Origin of the sequence: Alkaliphilus oremlandii OhILAs, from assembly GCF_000018325.1 — a bacterium.
Classification (GTDB): Bacteria; Bacillota; Clostridia; order Peptostreptococcales; family Natronincolaceae; genus Alkaliphilus_B; species Alkaliphilus_B oremlandii.
The window spans coordinates 1,093,402-1,111,522 of sequence record NC_009922.1 but is presented as its reverse complement, the minus strand read 5'-3'; the positions used below and the strand labels follow the sequence as shown (position 1 = coordinate 1,111,522).

Genomic DNA, 18,121 nt, shown 5'->3' with positions numbered 1-18,121 from the left:
GCTCCCTCCCTAACTTGTACCATACAATCTATGCATAAAAATATATTTTAGAATTATTTCTCCTAGGAAATTATATCCCTTTATATTTCTCCATATTTTATAAAATGGGCTAAGAGTAAGTCCACCATTTTTCCATAGCTTTTGGTGCCTTCTACTTTTCCATTTACTTTAAGGTATAGATCATTTACTTTATCCGCCGTTTTATTAACATTCCCTTCATAGTTCTTCCAAAATTCATTATAGTTATGAATATCTCTTTTGAGCCCTTCCGAATAGTTTCGCGTTAATTCCGATGCTAGCTGAGCATTCTGCTTTGAAAGTGCCTTCATGGAGTGGATTAGGGCCAACATGGTTCCCGAATATTTGAAATCCCAATCTGGATGTGCCGATGCTGATAAATATGCAATATAATTAGCTTCATCTTCACTGGCAAAACCTCTTTGATGTGCAATTTCATGAAGAACTGTAGCAGGTAATAAAAGGTCGTGGGTCGCTATATTGACGTTGGCTTCCGATGTAAATGGAAAATACATCCCTGTAATTCCCGTATAAAGCATTGGTTTAGAAAGAAGGATGGGTTTTGCTTTTCCGTAATTTCCAGAAAAAACCCCTATGGATTTCCCGAGAATCTTGTATCCCTCATCCGCCCTAGTGAGAACATCTCGATATCCACCTTTTAGTGTCACAACGCCTTCTGGGTTTTCAATTATATTTTCTCTCAATTCATTTGCTTTTTCTACTAAAGCTTCTGTCAATTCATATAATTCTTCCTCTGAATACGTGGTAACCTTTAAATTTAACATCGTACCAACGGACATTCTGCTATAGTTCAATCCCCACATCCCCATAAAAACGATGTATAAAATACAGAGATAGGTTGCAACCTTATATAAAAATTGAAAAGCGCCGCCCTTCAGTAGCTTATATATAAAGACTGCAGCTACTACTGGAATTGCTATGAGATGTCCCACGTATAGAATCTCTGCCAATGAGAACGGAAATATCCCTGTAATTTTGCTCACAAGCTGTATGGTCCATTTGTTCAAAGTGCTTGAATAGTATTTTTCCAAGACTTCTCCATGATGTACCATAAATCGACTCAATAAAAAACATAGAAATGCAATTGCAAACTGCCAAGGTATTCTAAGCTTATTTTTACGATGATACCCTGTATCCATTAAGAAATTATTCATCTTCTTTTTCCTTCTCATTTATTTTTTTATCCTTTAAGTATAGGAATCCAGCCATAGAAAGAGTTGCAAAAACTAGAGGGATAACGTATGTGCTATACGAGCTCGTTAAAAAAATTGCTGTAGGGCCATCAGCACCACCAATAATTGCTATGGATTGTGGTTTCCTCCAAGGGCTGAAGTTCATATTTAATTTGTATACATATTTCGGAATAATATAATGAATCGTTACACTGATGCAAGCTATAACGACAGACAGTGTAGTGCCCATCTTGATTAAATTCAGCCGTAATCTTCTTCCCATTCATACTCCCCCTAATTTTATGATCATTTCGCTTTTTTCCTATGATAGGGTACTTGCAGCTAAAGTCGTCAGTGCCATTCTCATCTTATAGGCTTCAATTACATCTTTGGCCACATATCTTACTCGATTCGGTTCTACTAACGTTACTCCTGGTATGAATAAAGTTGCCTCTGCCATCCCACTATTTAAAAAAGCAACCTCTAGGGTTACCTCCCCCTCTGCTTTTGAGATGGAAATGGACTTCAATTTATTGTTCAATGTCCCCTGCACCTTTTCTTCTAACAATCGATGTACTTTCTTTGGTTGAATACATTCTGCTGTATATCGGCTAATCGCTTTCTTGACAATAAGGGTCTCTATTTCCGGGTTAAAATCCTTTACCTGATTCGATAAAATATCATCTCCCGATACAAATACCACAGGTACATCATGATATCCAGCCACTAGAGCGTTGAATTCAAACTCCCCTACAACGTTGCCATTTACTTTAATCTCAGATATGACAATACCATAATAACTGTGGGCCAGTACACCAGCGGTATTATGTCTACCATGGTACCCTATAAAAAAGGCTGCATCGTATGTGGTATCGATGCCTTCCATCATTCCTAAAAGCTTTCGATTGCCAGTGATCAATACTGCATCTTCGTCTAAGTCTTCAATCAATAGATTCGTCATTGGACCATGGGAATCATTGACTAGAATTGTAGTGGCTCCTGCCATCTTCGCGCCTCGAATTGCCGCATTGACTTCGTCCGTCATCAGCTTTCTCGCTCTACTATAGTCGTATCCCTGTGGTGAAGTATGGCTGCCATTTACGACACCACTAATTCCTTCAATGTCTGCTGAAATATAAATTTTCATAAAATCCCCCATTCTATTTTATTGGTGTAAGCTCTTGATAAAAACAATCATTTGAACTTTATATGCATACATCGTATTTATTTCTTTTGAAAAATATAAGTCACCAAAAATCCTCTCTGATTTTCTTCCTCTTTATATTTTATTAACTCAAAGGAATCCTTCAGCCCGTCAAAATCTGTATCTTGAATGAAATCCTCGGCTCTAAACCTTTCATTTGGTTTGTTTTTATGTCCATGGCCAGACACAAATAATACCCCTTGATCGGATATATGATCTTTTATAGTGTCCAAATTTTCTCTGCTCAATCGATAATGGTTCACCACAATATTATCAAATACACCGATACCCTTTAATGCATTGGGTGCACTCAAATCTACCTGCCCCGTTTTCACTTCATAGCTTTTCTCTGTCACAAACTTTTCTAGACGCTCCAATGCCTTGGTGCTAAAATCAATACTTGTCACCTTAAAATTATTTTGCAGAAGAAACAAAGTATTCCTTCCATCGCCACAGGCGATATCAAGAGTGGAGCCTTTTTTGAAAAACTGTATATTCTCCACTAAATCCTCTTCTGGACCTGCAAGGGTATTCTCTCTTTCTTCAAATCTACTATTCCAATACTTTTCATCACCCATATATTCCATTTGGGTTCCTCCTTACAATTTATATGGCATATCAATTTAAGAACGCAACTTCCCTAAAATAACAGCGGCTATTAATACAACAACAGCTCTAACAAAGTTCTTAAAGGTACCATCGTAAACCTGCCCTCTTCTTTCAACGGCTGCCTTTACCTGTACCTCAGAGTAATATCGATTGTAATCTAAGTAATTGCTTGGCGCCGAGGTTAATATCATTAAAACTGCACCTACGATATACAGAAATAGATTTATACTTTTCAGAATATCGCTATTTCTAATATAGCCGAGAATGGCTCCTAGTACGCCCGTTAGTGTCATAATCACAATGCCCTGTTTCATACCAGAAGCAATGACCTGTAGCATAAAGAGGATCGGCTCCTCATACCTATCTTTTAATTTTTCTCTCATAAAATTCCCCCTTTTAATTTTACAGAAAAAATTATCTTGAATTTTGAAACTTCAACGTTTCGTTGTAATATAGTCGAACACCTCAACCACAATTAAACGAGCTCACTTGGTTTTTAACTTGAATATTCAATTCAATCATATTTATTTATTACTTTCGTTGTTTAGAAGCTTTTTCCTGCACATAACACAGATTCACTTTATTTTTTTGAAATATTTCACAATATAATGCAATTAATTCTAGTTTATAAGCTTTACCTTCCTAATTTAGCCAGCTCTTCCTCAGCTAATTTTTTGTCCAATCTCTCGAATAAAATATTAAAATCCCCTAATTGTATTCCAGAAGATAAAGAAAGTTTATTCCACGATGCTTCCTTACAGCCCATCCATTCTTTAATTTTAGCAGAAGATGATGGAAGGAATGGATTTAATAAATTTGCAATGTTAATTATACTAAAGAGACAGTTATAGATGGTATTACTACAATCATCTATGTTCGTGTTGACTGTAGTCCAAGGTGTTTCCTCATCAAAATACTTATTAATACTTCTAATAAACTGGAAAATTTGTTCAAGAGCCAACCTTAAATTTCCACTTTCGATACTTTTCCCCACCTCATCGTAAAGTTTTTCTGTAGCTCTTTCTATTTCTTCCTCTAACTTTCCTACTGGTATCGTATTATTAAAATATTTTTTTACGAACACAAAGGTTCTATTTACTAAGTTTCCATAGGCTCCCAGCAGTTCTCCATTATTACTATTGATAAATTCTCTCCAAGAAAAATCTGCATCCCTCTTTTCCGGACCATTTGCTAGTAAAAAATATCTTATGGAATCCACATTGTATCTTTCAATCATATCGGGAACCCATACCGCCCAGTTATTACTCGTCGATATTTTCTTTCCTTCCAGCGTAATATACTCGCTGGATATAATTCTGTCTGGCATTTTTTTATATCCGATACCATTTAAAAGAGCCGGAAAAATAAGAGAATGAAATGGAATATTATCTTTTCCGTGGATAAAATAATGGATTGCTTCTTTACTCCAAAATGTTTCCCAATCACGATTTCTTTCAATTCCCCACTTCTTGCTAACGGTATAATACCCTAATACTGCATCGATCCAAACGTATACTCTCTTCTCCTCATATCCCTTAATAGGAATCTCAATTCCCCAATTTAAATCTCTAGAAATAGCTCTATCCTGTAATCCTTCCTTTAAATATCGTTCTGTATTATTCAATGCATTTACTCTCCACTTCTTCTTTGAATCTTCTAAGTGGTTCTGTAGCATCTCTTGAAACTTGGACAACTTAAAGAATAGCTGATTTCCATTTTTTATTTCTGGTTCACTTCCGCAGATCTTACATTTCCTATGGTGTAAATCTAATGGATCTAAAATAGTAGAACAGACATCACATTGATCTCCTCTAGCAATATTTTTGCAGACTGGGCAGATGCCCTCTACGAATCTGTCCGGTAAAAATTGATTACAGTCCGCGCAATAAAGCTGCTCTACTTCTTTTTCATAAATAAATTCATTCTCATACAATAGTTTTATAATTCTTTGAACTTCCTCCTTGTGATAAGCATCATCAGTTCTAGAGTAATAGTCATAAGAGAACCCTAGTTCTTCGAAACAATATTTAAATTCTTTATGATATTGCTCTGCTATTTCTTGAGGCGACACATTCTCATTCTTAGCCCTAATCGATATCGGGGTTCCATGACAATCACTTCCCGAAACATATAAAACATTCTCTCCTTTTGCTCTAAAGTATCTTGCCATTACATCTCCTGGTAATAGTGCAGCTACATGACCCAAATGTAGGGATCCATTTGCATATGGCCAAGCTCCTCCAATAAAAATATTCATTTTCTTTTCCTCCTTAATTATTTAAATAAAAAAACTCCCATTCCTAAGAAAATCTTAGGAACGAGAGTTGTCTTCGCGTTACCATCCTAATTCGCTTACATTTCACAATGTAAACCTCTCAAGTACGTCACTAGGTGATGATACTCTATCACTATAACGGGTGAACCCGTTGCAGCCTAAATTGAAACAATCTCGGTGCACAGCTCCAAGGCCATTTTCCCTTTAATATCCTTTGCTCCTTCTCACCAATAGGAACTCTCTGTAAAAGTATTCTTAAAGCTACTTTCCTTTTCTTCGCATTTAAATTTGTTTTAGTAATTATACTCTATATTATACTTATTGTAAATATATTCTATACCCATTGCATCAATTTTTAGAAATTTCCATTATTTTTCAATCTATTTGACATCCAATTCATTCTCCTCTTCCCATTTCAAAGCACGGTTTACTGCCCGCTTCCATCCCTTATATAATCTTTCTTTTTCCTCATGGTCCATCCCTGGTTCAAATACAGTATCTACACTCCACTTGCTTTCAATTTCATTTTTATCCTTCCAGAATCCTACTGCCAAACCTGCTAAATATGCCGCTCCTAACGCAGTTGTTTCTGTTATCTTAGGACGATCTACTGGAACAGATAAGATATCTGCCTGAAATTGCATTAAAAAATTATTCATGGCGGCACCGCCATCTACTTTCAACGACTTTAGTTGAATTCCCGAATCCTGCTCCATAGCCTCCAAAACATCCCTCGTTTGATAAGCGATGGATTCTAAGGTTGCTCGAATAATATGCTCCGCCTTTGCTCCCCTTGTAAGACCTACAATTGCACCTCTTGCATACATATCCCAATAAGGTGCGCCCATGCCTGTGAAAGCAGGTACGACATAAACACCGTTGGAATTGGGTACTTTTTTTGCTAAATATTCCGTATCCTCTGCATCTCGTATAATTTTCAGTTCATCTCTCAGCCACTGAACCGACGCTCCAGCAACAAAAATACTTCCTTCTAAAGCGTATTCTACCTTCCCGTCGATCCCCCATGCCAAAGTGGTCAACAACCCATTTTTAGATTGTACGAACTGATCCCCTGTATTCATTAGCATAAAGCATCCTGTACCATAAGTATTTTTACCCATTCCCTCTTTAAAACAACCCTGACCAAATAAAGCTGCTTGTTGATCTCCTGCGGCTCCAGCAATAGGAATATCTGCGCCACCAAAAGTTTGATGATCTGTGTATCCGTATATCGCACTGGATTCCTTCACTTCTGGAAGCATAGATTTTGGAATCTCTAGTGCCTTTAGTATCTTATCATCCCATTTTAGCTGCTTTATATTATAGAGCATGGTTCTTGAAGCATTAGAATAATCCGTTACGTGGACTTTTCCCCTGGTTAAATTCCAGATTAACCAGCTATCTACTGTTCCAAATAGCAATTCTCCCTTCTCTGCTTTTTCTTTTGCACCCTCTACATGATCCAGAATCCATTTGATTTTAGTTCCTGAGAAATAAGCATCTAGGACTAAACCTGTATTTTCTCTAATATAGTCCGCCATCCCTTGTGTCTTTAATTCATCACAGATAGCTGCCGTTCGCCTGCACTGCCAAACAATTGCATTGTACACCGGTTTCCCTGTATTTTTATCCCATACAATGGTGGTCTCTCTTTGATTCGTAATCCCTATGGCTGCAATATCTTGAGGGCTAATCGCCATCCTTTCTAAAACCTCTCGGGCTACACCGCTTTGAGTCCCCCATATCTCCATGGGGTCATGCTCTACCCAGCCTGCCTTTGGATAAATTTGCGTAAACTCCTTTTGGGAAGTTGCCACGATTTTTCCTTCATAGTCAAATAATATTGCTCTTGAACTGGTGGTACCTTGATCCAGTGCCATTACATATTTTTTCACGATGGTATCCCCCTGACTTGATCTTTTCCACTATTGGTTATTGCATCATTTAGATTTTCTATTTTGTTAGTTCTATTATAATTTTACTTGTGAAAAATATCCAGTAGAAGTATTCAATTGATGTTTCAAAAGTAATATTTATAAACAAAAATCCTCTGATAAAAAATTCCATATTCTATTTGAAAATAAAAAACATGTATAAAGAACATTAGAATCTCTCTTTATACATGTTTTACTATAAATAAGTCTTTATATGCCTCTTAACGATTCCATTCTCTGATGATTTTTACAGTAGTTGACTTGGATGCTTTTTAAAGAAATCTACTTTAGGTTCTAGGAATTTCAGTGGATGCTCTTCTGGTTTTTCCATAAAGTCATATACGGTCTGAAAAATCTTATGCCAATCCCAGAAATCTTCATTTAAATTTAAATATGTCCTTACCATTTCTGTCCCTTCCGGTGCAATGGAATGCATCAAAACTATAGCGGTACGAAGCTGATGAAAACCGTCAATTACAACTTGCATATGCAGCTTCGAATCTTGATTCTCTTCTGCCAACTTCATATTTTTTACCCAGCGTTTATTCATGTTGCGAATGTATACGTCCATAAGATCCATTAGCGTATGGAACTCATATCGATACATTAACTTTTCAAACTGGAGAATTGTATCTTTGGACTCCCTCATCACATCCTCACTTATATTCCCTATCGGTATCTTCCCATGATAATATTGTTGGGCCGTATAAAAACAAGATCTGGCAACTCTGTTTAAGACATTGGTCAGAAGATTTCCCTCCTTCAGCACAGGATCCTTGTCTTTTTCTGAAGCTTTGGGATTCAATGGTTTTGGCTGAAAGCTGGCGCTACGAACACCTAAACTTAACCCCAAAAAATGAGCTCGCAATTGATCCACAGTATAATAATCCAATAATTCTTTTGCTGTAGGAGGCTTTACATTACCGCTGCTACTTGCTTTTTTATCTAGAAACAATACATGGCTGTTTGCAATTAAATTCGGCAATTGAAGCTGTCCTTCCGGTGGATACGCTATGGGATCTTTTCCTTGCATTGCCATGAACATCCCCATCTCTGCTAACCCATAAAAATAGATGTTGTCCTCCCCTATAAATTGATATACCTCACTCTCCTTAGAGCACCACCAGTCCTTCCAAGCATCTTTTCCACGATTCAATTGGTTGAGATATGTCTTGATAAATGATATGGGTGCCCAAAGGGATTCCGGCCATACCCAAAAAGTAAGATGATCCATGCCATCAATAGAAGGTGCTGGAACTCCCCATTCAATATTGCCAGTTAGTCTAAAAGGCACCAATGTCTTTCCCGTTCTAAAACGAATGGATTTCTCCGCCAATAATAAGCATGCTTCTTCTCTCTCCTTTATATTTTCAAATTCTAATACAAGGGATGCTTTGTTATTTTCATCGATCAGCCTATGTTTCGGAAGAATATCTTTCATAGAATTTAACACATCACTTTGATCCTTTTTTACGTAGATCACAGGAAGCTTCAAAAACTCTTTAATAGTTCTTGTTAGAGAGGTTCTACAATTCGGCATCTCTTCAATGTACGCTACCCATTCATTGAGCAAGCTATAATACTCATCTAATTTAAAATACCAATTTGTCACATCTTTCATCTCTGGTTTTTTTCCAGAAAGGGTGCTCTTCGGATCAATCAGATCCACAGGCATATACTGATGACCCAAAGAGCACTCATCCGCATAGCCTCTTTCTGAAGAGCAACCTTCAATGGGACATTTTCCGATTACTTGACGCCCATTTAAAAAAACATTCCGTTCTGGATCATAAAATTGTGATGTGGTTATTTTAGTCATATGTCCATTTGAATAGAGTTTTTCTATAAATTCATTGGATACTTCCTTGTGGATTTTGACGGCAGCCCCCAAGCTAGAAGCCGCAAATAGATCGATATCCATATGGTATTCTTCTAAAACCTTCTTTTGCAGATGATGATAATGTTCAACAAAATCCTCAATACCTCCTTTAAAGCTTTCACTGTCTACTAATTGACCGTGACTTTCTACAATTGGGGAACCGTAGCAATCGGTACCAGATACAAAAATAACGTTTTCTTTACCGATTCTATCCCGCAAGAATCTTGCATAGGTATCCGCATGGATGAATACGCCACCAATATGTCCCAAATGCAGTTCTTTATTTCCATAAGGCATTCCAGCAGTAATGACCGCCCTTTTTGGAAACTTTGGTCTATCATAAATTACTTCTGTACAATCATCTTTATCTTCCATCGCTCTCGTCATAATATCCTCTCCTCATTCATATTTTACTCTGTCCTATCCATACTAAATATTTTTCCATATAAAAAAGCCCTCACCTCCAAGATTGATCATCTTGAGGACGAGAGCGATCGCTTCGTGTTGCCACCTCAGTTTATTAATATGTCACCATATTAATCTCTTTAAGTACGCCTTGTTTTTTAACAGGGTTATACTCTAGTTCTGTAACGGGAACAATCGTCATAGCATCAATTTATATATTGCATATAAAAATCCGTATGAAGCTCCGAGACTTGTTTCAGTAAATTGTTCTTTGCTCTTTCACAGCTACCAGAGCTCTCTGTTAAAGAATATCTTTACCTACTCTTCTCTTCACAGCCTTTATGATTATATTATTGCACAGTATGATATCATACTATTCTGAATATGTAAATATTATTTTATTTAAAAAAGTTTATTTAATATCATGACATAAAATTCAGTTCCCTCTTTTTCTAGCATTCGTTGGAATGACGTAATTTTTTTAAAACCAATCCGCTCATATACCTTAATTGCTCTCTGGTTAAATGCTGCAACGGTTAATCGGAAATGTTTGATATCAAACTGAGTGTTGCCAAAGGTCATCCCTACTTCTAAAAACTCTGCGCCCTTTCCTTGCCCACATAAATCCGGTCTTATTCCTAGACCTATATCAGTAAAGGCTCTAGCCTCATATGCTCCAAATTGTCTTCCCGCTGGAACTTGTGCCGATTCTCCAAAACAATAGTATCCGATCAGGTCTTCCTCACGGTCAAGGACTGCATAATAGGTGCCATTCAGCAACTCACTGATATCCTCAGCGCTACCATCCATATTATATATAGAATATGGGTCTGAATATTTCCATTGAGAGATGACTTCTGCTCGTGCTTCATCCATTGGTTCTATTCTGTATTTCATTTGAATTCTTCCTTTGTTATTAATTTTGTGGTGTAATTTATGCTCATACCGCCACTTCTTTCTAGTTCTACAGATGCACTACATATTTATATTTATGCTACAATTGTACATTTCTTTAAAATGCAAACATATTTTAAAGCTTAGAAAAACATCTATCTTTGTTTTCCCATATCCACAATAAGATACGCCTATTTTTCATTGCTAAGCTTTTAAATTCCTCACGGTTTCCCAACCAAGCAATAAAGATCATCTGTATGGATATGGCTAAAATTGATAGGTTGAAAAGCCTGAAAGCTTTGCCAGTTCCTCAACAGAAATGTCAGCCTTTAAATTTTCCTCAATATAAGTAATGGCTTTCTGTAAAATATCCATGGTTTCCATATAGGTTCCCCCCAATCCGTAAATTAAGTTTAACATGCAGACTATGTAAAAATATTTCCGGTATTGGGAAGTTTAATTATTAAGCAAATAAATAAGCACTGCCACGTTTCTGCTTACATACTTTCTTTAGCTCGCTAGCCTTCCGAGATACATCGTATACATTCTCATATCTATTGTTGACGATGCCAACAATAGATATGGAAAGTAGGGGAAAGGTTTCTTCTATACCGTGTCTATTTTTCGTAATGATATATCCTCTTTTTAAATCATTTTGATTATAGAAATGTAAAACCATTTCATCAAACCTTTTAATGATGACTTCGCATAATTGGGTGGTATCGCTCTGGAATATGATTGCAATAAAGTCATCGCCACCAATGTGCCCAATAAATTCGTTAGAGGGTATGGATTCTTTTAAGATACTGGAAAACGCTTTAATAACGTCGTCTCCTTTCTCAAATCCATAGACATCATTATATGCTTTAAAATTATCGATATCAAAATATAACAATTGACAATCTTCTTTCGATTGAATACATTCCTTCAACTGCTGTTCAATCATTACATTTCCTGGTAATTCAGATAAAGGATTCAACTGTTTTGCGTTTATAATTTCTATTTGTGTGGCATTTTCTAGTAAATCCTTGACTGTCACAATCCCCAAATACTTTTGATCCTTTGTTACAGTGATAAAATCGTATAAGTTTTTTGGACTCCTCTGCATGGCCATTCTTACAACTACATGTATTGGCATCGTATAATCTACACTTAAGAAAGTTGTGGACATAATACTTGAAATCGGTTCCTTATAATATAAACTGTAGCCATATTGCCCACTGATTTTCGAATACAATTGATCTCTAGTAATTACCCCTAATACCCTTTCGTTTTCGGTTATACAGAATCCTTGTATGGTTATATCTTTATACATCATTTCTTCTACTTGATAAATTTTGATACTAGAATTTAGTGTTTTCAGCGAGGTACATATATTATTGATATATATATTCGAGATTTTATTGCCATTCATCCGATTCTTTTTCTTATTTGCATGTTTAATTATTTCCTGCACTGCAGATGGTATGGGTGAAATAACAGCACTGGGTCTTTGTATAAAATATCCCTGTCCATAATGTACACCAATTTCAATTAACTTTAGTAGTTCTTCTTTGGTTTCTATCCCTTCAGCAATTAGGTGTGTATTTGAAAGAGTTGCAAATTCACACATGCTTTTTACTAGCGCTTGTTTAATAATATCTGTATTTACATCACGAATAAGATTCATGTCCAACTTTATAAAATGGGGATGTATTGTAGAAATCATATTCAGTCCTGACAACCCAGCGCCTGCATCGTCTATTGCAATCTTATAGTCTTGAGCCTTGTAATGTTGAACCGCTTTTTTAAAGTCATCAATATCTTTAACCGTTCCTTTTTCAGTTATTTCAAAAATAATATTTTCAGGTTGTAAAGAAAATTTACTAATGTAATTTTTCGTAAATCCTTTTCTAAATTTGACATCATTTATGATATTTGGATTCACATTTAAAAATAACTTTTCTTTAATTTGTGCTTTATTCATGGCCTCAAAGGATTTAGTTCTACATAATAATTCAAGTTCCCATAACATATCGTATTGAATGGCACAATTAAAAAGAAACTCTGGATTTTGCATCATCGTACCTTCTGGTCCTCTGCTAAGTGCTTCATAGCCAAAAACCGAAGCATCTCTCAAAGAAATTATGGGTTGAAATACAGTTTTTATCGCTTCATTTTTAATAATATTCGACAATATGTTTTTAATCTCATCTTCGGCACTGAACTCATTTATTTCCAATTTACGTCCCCCAATCGATCGTCCTATCTTACCATTATATCCTAAGGTTCTCCTGCTTAGTTAACCCTGTGTTACATCTTTGTAATGAGTTTATTAATAAGACCATATTAGAAAAATTTATTCTAATAAACACAGCTTACTATGCATCCTTTTTTTCTATTGCTCCGTATTGATCCAGTCTAATTAAAGCTTTTAACGTAAGTTCCCCGATCCACTCATTATAAGCTGGCTTTAAATCCTCCATATAAAATTCTTGTCCCCAAGGTGGAATTATTTTTTGGTTCTGCTCTAACTGGCCTATCATAAAGTCCAGATTTTCTTTGATTTTGAACCCTTCAATGCCAAACTTATCGGCATTGGGATTTTCTACAAAATCCAATGGCATTGGTACATACTCCACCCATTTTTCCTTTTCATGTTCGATCAATTGTCCTATGGCCGCTTCTATTCCACGTTTTAACTTTTTTTGAAGTTTGTCTGGCAAAACTTCATACAGCTTTATATAGCAGTAAATTTCATGCTCCGAATCAAATTCTTCTTTATTTTCTATGGCGTCAATTGCAAATTCTATTAGCTCATCTACATCTAAATTTCTCACATATTCTTTATATTCATATAAATATGCCAGTATTTCCGCAGATGGATTTCCCCAGTTACTGTCGATTATGGTCATTCCATGTTCTTCATCATAGTGCCACCAAGGCGCATGAGGAAAATCATTCACTTCCTTCGGTACAGCAAACCAGCCATTTCTGTTTTCATCAAAACAGGATTCTAAATATCCGATTGCCTTTTTTATCATTGCTCTTGCTTCTTCTAATTCATCCAGCTTGCTTAAATGTCGGATTCCTACAGAGGTTGCTATGGGTGAAGAATAAGGCAATCTAAAATCGGACTCCAATCCATGACCAAATCCACCATCTTCATTTTGAAACTTTTTTAATTCCTCTACAACATTTGCTTTAGAGCCCTCATAGAAATACACTTCGAGCAAGCTTCTTTCCAAGGGTCTTCCATATGCCATAATCGATTTTCTAGCTTCTTCAAAAATATCGTTACTTAACATCCTCAATTGTACCCCTCCCAATATCAACTTTAAGAATTAGTGAATAGCCTTTTTTCTAATAAAATACCTGTCCCTATACCCATGGTGTAAGCGAATAAATCACTCCATAGAAAACCGTGGCCTAGAACTAGTCCTCCAATGGTCGTGCCTCTGATCCCATTGATCCATGATGCCTGATACAGCTGGCTGAACTCAATTGCAAAAGAAAATAAAAAAGATGCTACGCCAATCCACAAAGTATGTTTCCGCTTAAATAAAAATCCAAATATAAGAAAAATCATCAATGCCCATAAAACATCTCCGAAGTAGAGATAAGTCCATTTGGGTAAATAATCGGCATAATATCTAGAACCTAAACCCAGTATCATAACTGCTACTATGAATACGAAATAAATGATCCGATTTCTTTCTATTAACATCAACTAAAGTTTCCCCTCTATATTATTTTGATTTTTTTAAAAATATTTCTCATCCCATATCCCTGTACATCTTCATCCTATAAAAGTATTTTGACATTTCTTCAAAAAATCCTTTATTAAACTTACTTTTTACAATTTTAAAAACCTATCACATACCATCGCTCATACCTAAATAAAAAGCGTGAGATTCCACGCTTTTTATTTGCAAATTTTTTTAATTTTATTTAAATATACATTTAGAAATACTGGAGTAATTTTTAACTTTTACCTGTTCTATTGGGTTATGACGTATTTCTTATACTTATAAAAATCCATCTGTGTACATTCCATATTCAGTACCGTTCCTTCATTTACATACGCCGTATCCAATACATTTGCATTTTGATTGAAATAAGGAACCGCTTTAACGTCGTCATATGGGATGAGCATTGTGCATTGGATACGGTCCGTGAATACTTCATCACAAATGAGGTTGATCAGTTTTTCGATGCCTCTATTTTTCTTCGCTGAAATATAGATTCCCTCCTTGTGCTCCAAGGTTTCATCCACTAAATCGATTTTGTTATAAGCATAGATTACAGGGATATGGTCGGCTCCTATTTGCTTTAAGGTTTCCTTCGTTACATCGATTTGCGCTTCGTAATGAGGGTTGGAGATATCTACAACGTGAATTAATAAATCAGCTTCACATACCTCCTCCAATGTAGAACGAAAAGCCTTCACTAAATTATGGGGTAAATCACTTACAAATCCGACGGTATCCGATAATAGAAAGGATTTATTGCCAGATACTTTGATATGTCGAACAGAAGTTTCTAGGGTGGCAAATAACATATCCTTTTCAAAAACCTTTTTATTATCCTTATGCTGGGATTGATCCATCATGGCGTTCATAATGGACGACTTTCCTGCATTGGTATATCCTACCAATGCTACATTCGGAATATTCGATTCTTTTCGCTCTTTTCTCTGAGTCGTTCTCTGTCCTTTTAATATTTCCAGCTCCTTATTTAAGGCAGCGATTCTCTCTTCTATTTTCCTACGGTCTAGCTCGATCTTCTTTTCTCCAGCACCTCTGTTTTTAGTCCCTACCCCTCCGCTTTGGCGGCCTAAATTTTCATTAGATCCGACTAACCTTGGTAGCTCATACTGAAGCCATGCTACTTCTACCTGTAGTTTTGCTTCTCTAGTTTTTGCTCTCTGTGCAAAGATATCTAATATTAAAGCTGTCCTATCGGCAACTCTACACTGGACTTTTTCTTCAATATTTCTCAGCTGTGAACCCGATAGCTCATGATTAAAAATTACGATCTCTGCATTTTTTTCTGATATAAGTTCTATCAATTCTTCTATTTTTCCATTCCCAATATAATAGGCTGAATTTACCTTTCGAGCATTCTGTGTGATCCTTCCTACGATGTGAATATCGCAAGCCAGAGATAGGTTCTCCAGCTCCACCATTGATTCCTCAAAGTTATTTCTATTATTTAAGTTTAATCCCACGACGATTCCTTTTTGGTTCATATTCATAATCTCCTTCTATTTAATATTTCTTTTTTTAAATAGCACGGGATTACGACTACTTTAAAATATAAAATTAAAAACCATATTTTAAAAATTTATCAATAGTCACAAACCGTGCACTATTTTCTTATTCTAATAAAATAAGTTGCTACTCTAATGATCATGGTTCTCCCCTCCTTATAATAATTTATCAATAAATTCATTCATTACGATTTATATTGACCCACTAAAATTTTCAGATCGATGGTAATACTGGATATCTTTCTTATCACTAAAGTCTCTATTTCTTCTGCCGTCAATCTTGATGTCATGGGGGTCATTTTTATTAAATTCCTTAAATCCGATTCATTAATCTCCCATTGATAGTTCAATTTTTTCTCAGCGATCAAACCTAAATGCGATTGAAAAACCCTCATTACATTTTCATTGGAATAATGGTCTCTTTTTATTCGATCCCCTAAAAGTGCCCGAATTTCTTTTAAATATTGAGGTTCTGGAATCACCTTAATTACGATGCCATCCTTCTTCAAAACCCTGACAAATTCTTCGTAATTGGCTGGGGACAGTATGTTCAATATCACATCCATTTTATCGCTTTTCAAGGGCATATTTGCTAAATCTGAAATACACCAAAGGATCTTGCTATTTCCCCTTGTGGCCATACGGATACCTTCCTTTGATAGATCAATGCCTACAAAGTTTGATGTACCATAGAGTTTTTTATCTTTAGATATTTGATTTAAATAGTATCCTTCTCCACATCCAGCATCTAAAATATATTTCTGATGATTCATCGGTAGATACAATTCGATTAAATGAATCAATTCCTTCGTTAATGGGTCATAGCAGCCCCTAAGGTATATTTTATTTCTGGCTTCAAACAATTCTTGATTATAAACTTGATTGCTGCTTCTATTGATTAAATTCACATAACCTTTTCTAGAGATATCAAAGCAATGACCATTGCTGCAAATCAAACTATTGTTATTCTTTACCATCATATGATCCTTACAAATAGCGCATCGAAATATTTCGATGTTTTTAGAAAATAATACTCTACTTTTTTCTAATTTATTTAATTTCATATCCATAATCTCCTTCTACTTACTGTTTGAGGGTAAATATCAGAGCATCATGGCTACTTTTTTTTAAATTAATGCTTTTTCTTATTGGATAGCCACAATCTCTGTGCTATCCTCTGAATCTAATCCAAAAAATTGGACCTCTCACCATTGTGGCACCTCCTTGCTAGAATTCACTTATGAGTAAGTCTATGACATCCTTTTCTTTTAAATTGGCTTTCGACCTTACCTCTTTATCATTAATTTTTATAAAACCTAAGTTAATGAGATCGACAATCTTTTCTCTCGTCATATCCTGAATTTTTGAAGATAGAAATTTATCGATTCTTACTTTTTTCTGTAAGGTATTCATATAGATTTCTACATTCGTAATCCGCTCTTGCTTGAATTGCCCTATAACAATTTCGTCAAATTGACTTTCTTGATCAAAAAATTCTTCAGAGTCATTTTCTAGACCCGGTTTTGCTTTAAATATGTCTAGTTGTTTATTCCATGAATGGCCTTTTAAGCATTTATAAATTGCAAAATGGTATATATTTTTTCCATTTGCATTCTGTCTTCTCCTTAGAGAATCCTTAAATTCAACTTTCTTTCCACAATTGTGGCAATACCGCTCTTCTATAGCTATTTCTCCATTGTATATATTCCAAGTTAATCTTAATCTGTTCTCCATATTCCTTACCTCCAGTAATTTTAAAATTACGGAAAGGAATACGGAAAAAATTAAGTTTTCCTATTTTTACTTTTGGTAATGTATTCATCATAAACTTTTCGTATACTCCTCCCGTTTATCGATTTAAATCCATTACCTTTATAAAAGGTGTCATATGCTCACCACCGATCAGTATTATTTGTGTCCCTATTCACAATTTAGAAGTTTACTTCCATAACTATTTTAGCTAATTTATTGGTCTTTCTTAATTGGGTACTGCTTTACTAAGTATATGTCGCAGTCTCACAGCTCAAATTTGTTCACTTGCTCTGGTCGTGCAAATTTGGTGTTCGTTGCGTTTGACCTACCATCGATTTGCTTTCAGCAAATCGGGTTCGGTCATAAAAAAAGACCGTAGGAAGATGGGTTCTTCTTACGGTCTAAAATACAATATCAGATTACAATAATTGATGACGGGCAGAATTCAATATGAGTATACGCAAATTCTTCTCCCCATGGAATATAGAGGGATTTTGAATTATAAATGCTTATAGAATATCCTGTTCTCCAAATATTTTATAGCACTCAATATAAATAATGTCCATTATGATAATCTATTTTAGTTCAGTAAGTATCTTCTAAATTGCTAATTTCAAATAAGAGTACAACAAGTCAACCTAATTGTCCTTAGGTACCTCCACTCTCTTGAAAAATCTATTAATTTAAGGATAAAATTTGTTCCCTTA

15 protein-coding genes and 2 other annotated features are annotated in these 18,121 nt (G+C 35.4%); all 15 genes read right to left on the bottom strand.

The annotated features are described in order from the left end of the window. Positions 1–80: 80 nt before the first annotated feature. The 15 genes from CLOS_RS05195 to CLOS_RS05125 all read right to left on the bottom strand — a co-directional run bounded on the left by CLOS_RS05195 (position 81) and on the right by CLOS_RS05125 (position 17,396). Positions 81–1,193: a DUF3810 domain-containing protein gene (locus CLOS_RS05195; protein WP_198006328.1), complete on the bottom strand. Its 1,113-nt coding sequence runs from the start codon at positions 1,191–1,193 to the stop codon at positions 81–83. Then, positions 1,186–1,494, bottom strand: a complete 309-nt coding sequence (locus CLOS_RS05190) for a sodium ion-translocating decarboxylase subunit beta (RefSeq protein ID WP_012158866.1) — start codon at positions 1,492–1,494, stop codon at positions 1,186–1,188. Before CLOS_RS05190 ends, CLOS_RS05195 begins: the two co-directional genes overlap by 8 nt. A gap of 39 nt (positions 1,495–1,533) precedes the next feature. Then, on the bottom strand, positions 1,534–2,358 hold the full coding sequence (locus CLOS_RS05185; protein ID WP_012158865.1) for a M55 family metallopeptidase: 825 nt from the start codon (positions 2,356–2,358) through the stop codon (positions 1,534–1,536). A gap of 77 nt (positions 2,359–2,435) precedes the next feature. Next, positions 2,436–3,002: a methyltransferase domain-containing protein gene (locus tag CLOS_RS05180; RefSeq protein WP_012158864.1), complete on the bottom strand. Its 567-nt coding sequence runs from the start codon at positions 3,000–3,002 to the stop codon at positions 2,436–2,438. 36 nt (positions 3,003–3,038) lie between these two features. Next, complete coding sequence (locus CLOS_RS05175; RefSeq protein WP_012158863.1) at positions 3,039–3,407, bottom strand: hypothetical protein; 369 nt, start codon at positions 3,405–3,407, stop codon at positions 3,039–3,041. Positions 3,408–3,658: 251 nt separating this feature from the next. Continuing rightward, a complete protein-coding gene (metG, locus tag CLOS_RS05170) occupies positions 3,659–5,281 on the bottom strand; it encodes a methionine--tRNA ligase (RefSeq protein ID WP_012158862.1) in 1,623 nt (540 codons plus the stop codon). Between the two features lie 53 nt (positions 5,282–5,334). After that, positions 5,335–5,585: a binding site (T-box leader), on the bottom strand. Between the two features lie 94 nt (positions 5,586–5,679). Next, a complete protein-coding gene (glpK, locus tag CLOS_RS05165; RefSeq protein ID WP_012158861.1) occupies positions 5,680–7,194 on the bottom strand; it encodes a glycerol kinase GlpK in 1,515 nt (504 codons plus the stop codon). A gap of 286 nt (positions 7,195–7,480) precedes the next feature. Beyond that, a complete protein-coding gene (locus CLOS_RS05160) occupies positions 7,481–9,499 on the bottom strand; it encodes a class I tRNA ligase family protein (RefSeq protein WP_012158860.1) in 2,019 nt (672 codons plus the stop codon). 90 nt (positions 9,500–9,589) lie between these two features. Continuing rightward, positions 9,590–9,860, bottom strand: a binding site (T-box leader). A gap of 59 nt (positions 9,861–9,919) precedes the next feature. After that, the gene (locus CLOS_RS05155; RefSeq protein ID WP_012158859.1) at positions 9,920–10,414 is read right to left on the bottom strand and encodes a GNAT family N-acetyltransferase; all 495 of its coding nucleotides are present in this window, start codon (positions 10,412–10,414) and stop codon (positions 9,920–9,922) included. Positions 10,415–10,874: 460 nt separating this feature from the next. Then, positions 10,875–12,632 (bottom strand): GGDEF domain-containing protein, encoded by a 1,758-nt coding sequence (locus tag CLOS_RS05150; RefSeq protein ID WP_012158858.1) that lies wholly within the window; start codon positions 12,630–12,632, stop codon positions 10,875–10,877. 139 nt (positions 12,633–12,771) lie between these two features. Further along, on the bottom strand, positions 12,772–13,698 hold the full coding sequence (locus tag CLOS_RS05145) for a prenyltransferase/squalene oxidase repeat-containing protein (protein ID WP_012158857.1): 927 nt from the start codon (positions 13,696–13,698) through the stop codon (positions 12,772–12,774). Positions 13,699–13,727: 29 nt separating this feature from the next. Further along, positions 13,728–14,117 carry a ribosomal maturation YjgA family protein gene (locus CLOS_RS05140; RefSeq protein WP_012158856.1) on the bottom strand — a complete coding sequence of 130 codons (390 nt, stop codon included), beginning with the start codon at positions 14,115–14,117 and terminating at the stop codon, positions 13,728–13,730. Positions 14,118–14,390: 273 nt separating this feature from the next. Continuing rightward, positions 14,391–15,641, bottom strand: coding sequence for a GTPase HflX (gene hflX / locus CLOS_RS05135; RefSeq protein WP_012158855.1), 1,251 nt, complete (start codon positions 15,639–15,641; stop codon positions 14,391–14,393). Between the two features lie 206 nt (positions 15,642–15,847). Beyond that, positions 15,848–16,726 carry a putative RNA methyltransferase gene (locus CLOS_RS05130; RefSeq protein WP_012158854.1) on the bottom strand — a complete coding sequence of 293 codons (879 nt, stop codon included), beginning with the start codon at positions 16,724–16,726 and terminating at the stop codon, positions 15,848–15,850. 163 nt (positions 16,727–16,889) lie between these two features. Continuing rightward, on the bottom strand, positions 16,890–17,396 hold the full coding sequence (locus CLOS_RS05125) for a DUF1062 domain-containing protein (protein ID WP_012158853.1): 507 nt from the start codon (positions 17,394–17,396) through the stop codon (positions 16,890–16,892). Positions 17,397–18,121 lie beyond the last annotated feature (725 nt).

Coding starts and splice junctions, on each gene's coding strand:
- CLOS_RS05195 (WP_198006328.1), bottom strand. CDS start 1,193: ATGAATAATTTCTTAATGGATACAGGGTATCATCGTAAAAATAAGCTT.
- CLOS_RS05190 (WP_012158866.1), bottom strand. CDS start 1,494: ATGGGAAGAAGATTACGGCTGAATTTAATCAAGATGGGCACTACACTG.
- CLOS_RS05185 (WP_012158865.1), bottom strand. CDS start 2,358: ATGAAAATTTATATTTCAGCAGACATTGAAGGAATTAGTGGTGTCGTA.
- CLOS_RS05180 (WP_012158864.1), bottom strand. CDS start 3,002: ATGGAATATATGGGTGATGAAAAGTATTGGAATAGTAGATTTGAAGAA.
- CLOS_RS05175 (WP_012158863.1), bottom strand. CDS start 3,407: ATGAGAGAAAAATTAAAAGATAGGTATGAGGAGCCGATCCTCTTTATG.
- metG (WP_012158862.1), bottom strand. CDS start 5,281: ATGAATATTTTTATTGGAGGAGCTTGGCCATATGCAAATGGATCCCTA.
- CLOS_RS05160 (WP_012158860.1), bottom strand. CDS start 9,499: ATGACGAGAGCGATGGAAGATAAAGATGATTGTACAGAAGTAATTTAT.
- CLOS_RS05155 (WP_012158859.1), bottom strand. CDS start 10,414: ATGAAATACAGAATAGAACCAATGGATGAAGCACGAGCAGAAGTCATC.
- CLOS_RS05145 (WP_012158857.1), bottom strand. CDS start 13,698: ATGTTAAGTAACGATATTTTTGAAGAAGCTAGAAAATCGATTATGGCA.
- CLOS_RS05140 (WP_012158856.1), bottom strand. CDS start 14,117: ATGTTAATAGAAAGAAATCGGATCATTTATTTCGTATTCATAGTAGCA.
- hflX (WP_012158855.1), bottom strand. CDS start 15,641: ATGAACCAAAAAGGAATCGTCGTGGGATTAAACTTAAATAATAGAAAT.
- CLOS_RS05130 (WP_012158854.1), bottom strand. CDS start 16,726: ATGAAATTAAATAAATTAGAAAAAAGTAGAGTATTATTTTCTAAAAAC.
- CLOS_RS05125 (WP_012158853.1), bottom strand. CDS start 17,396: ATGGAGAACAGATTAAGATTAACTTGGAATATATACAATGGAGAAATA.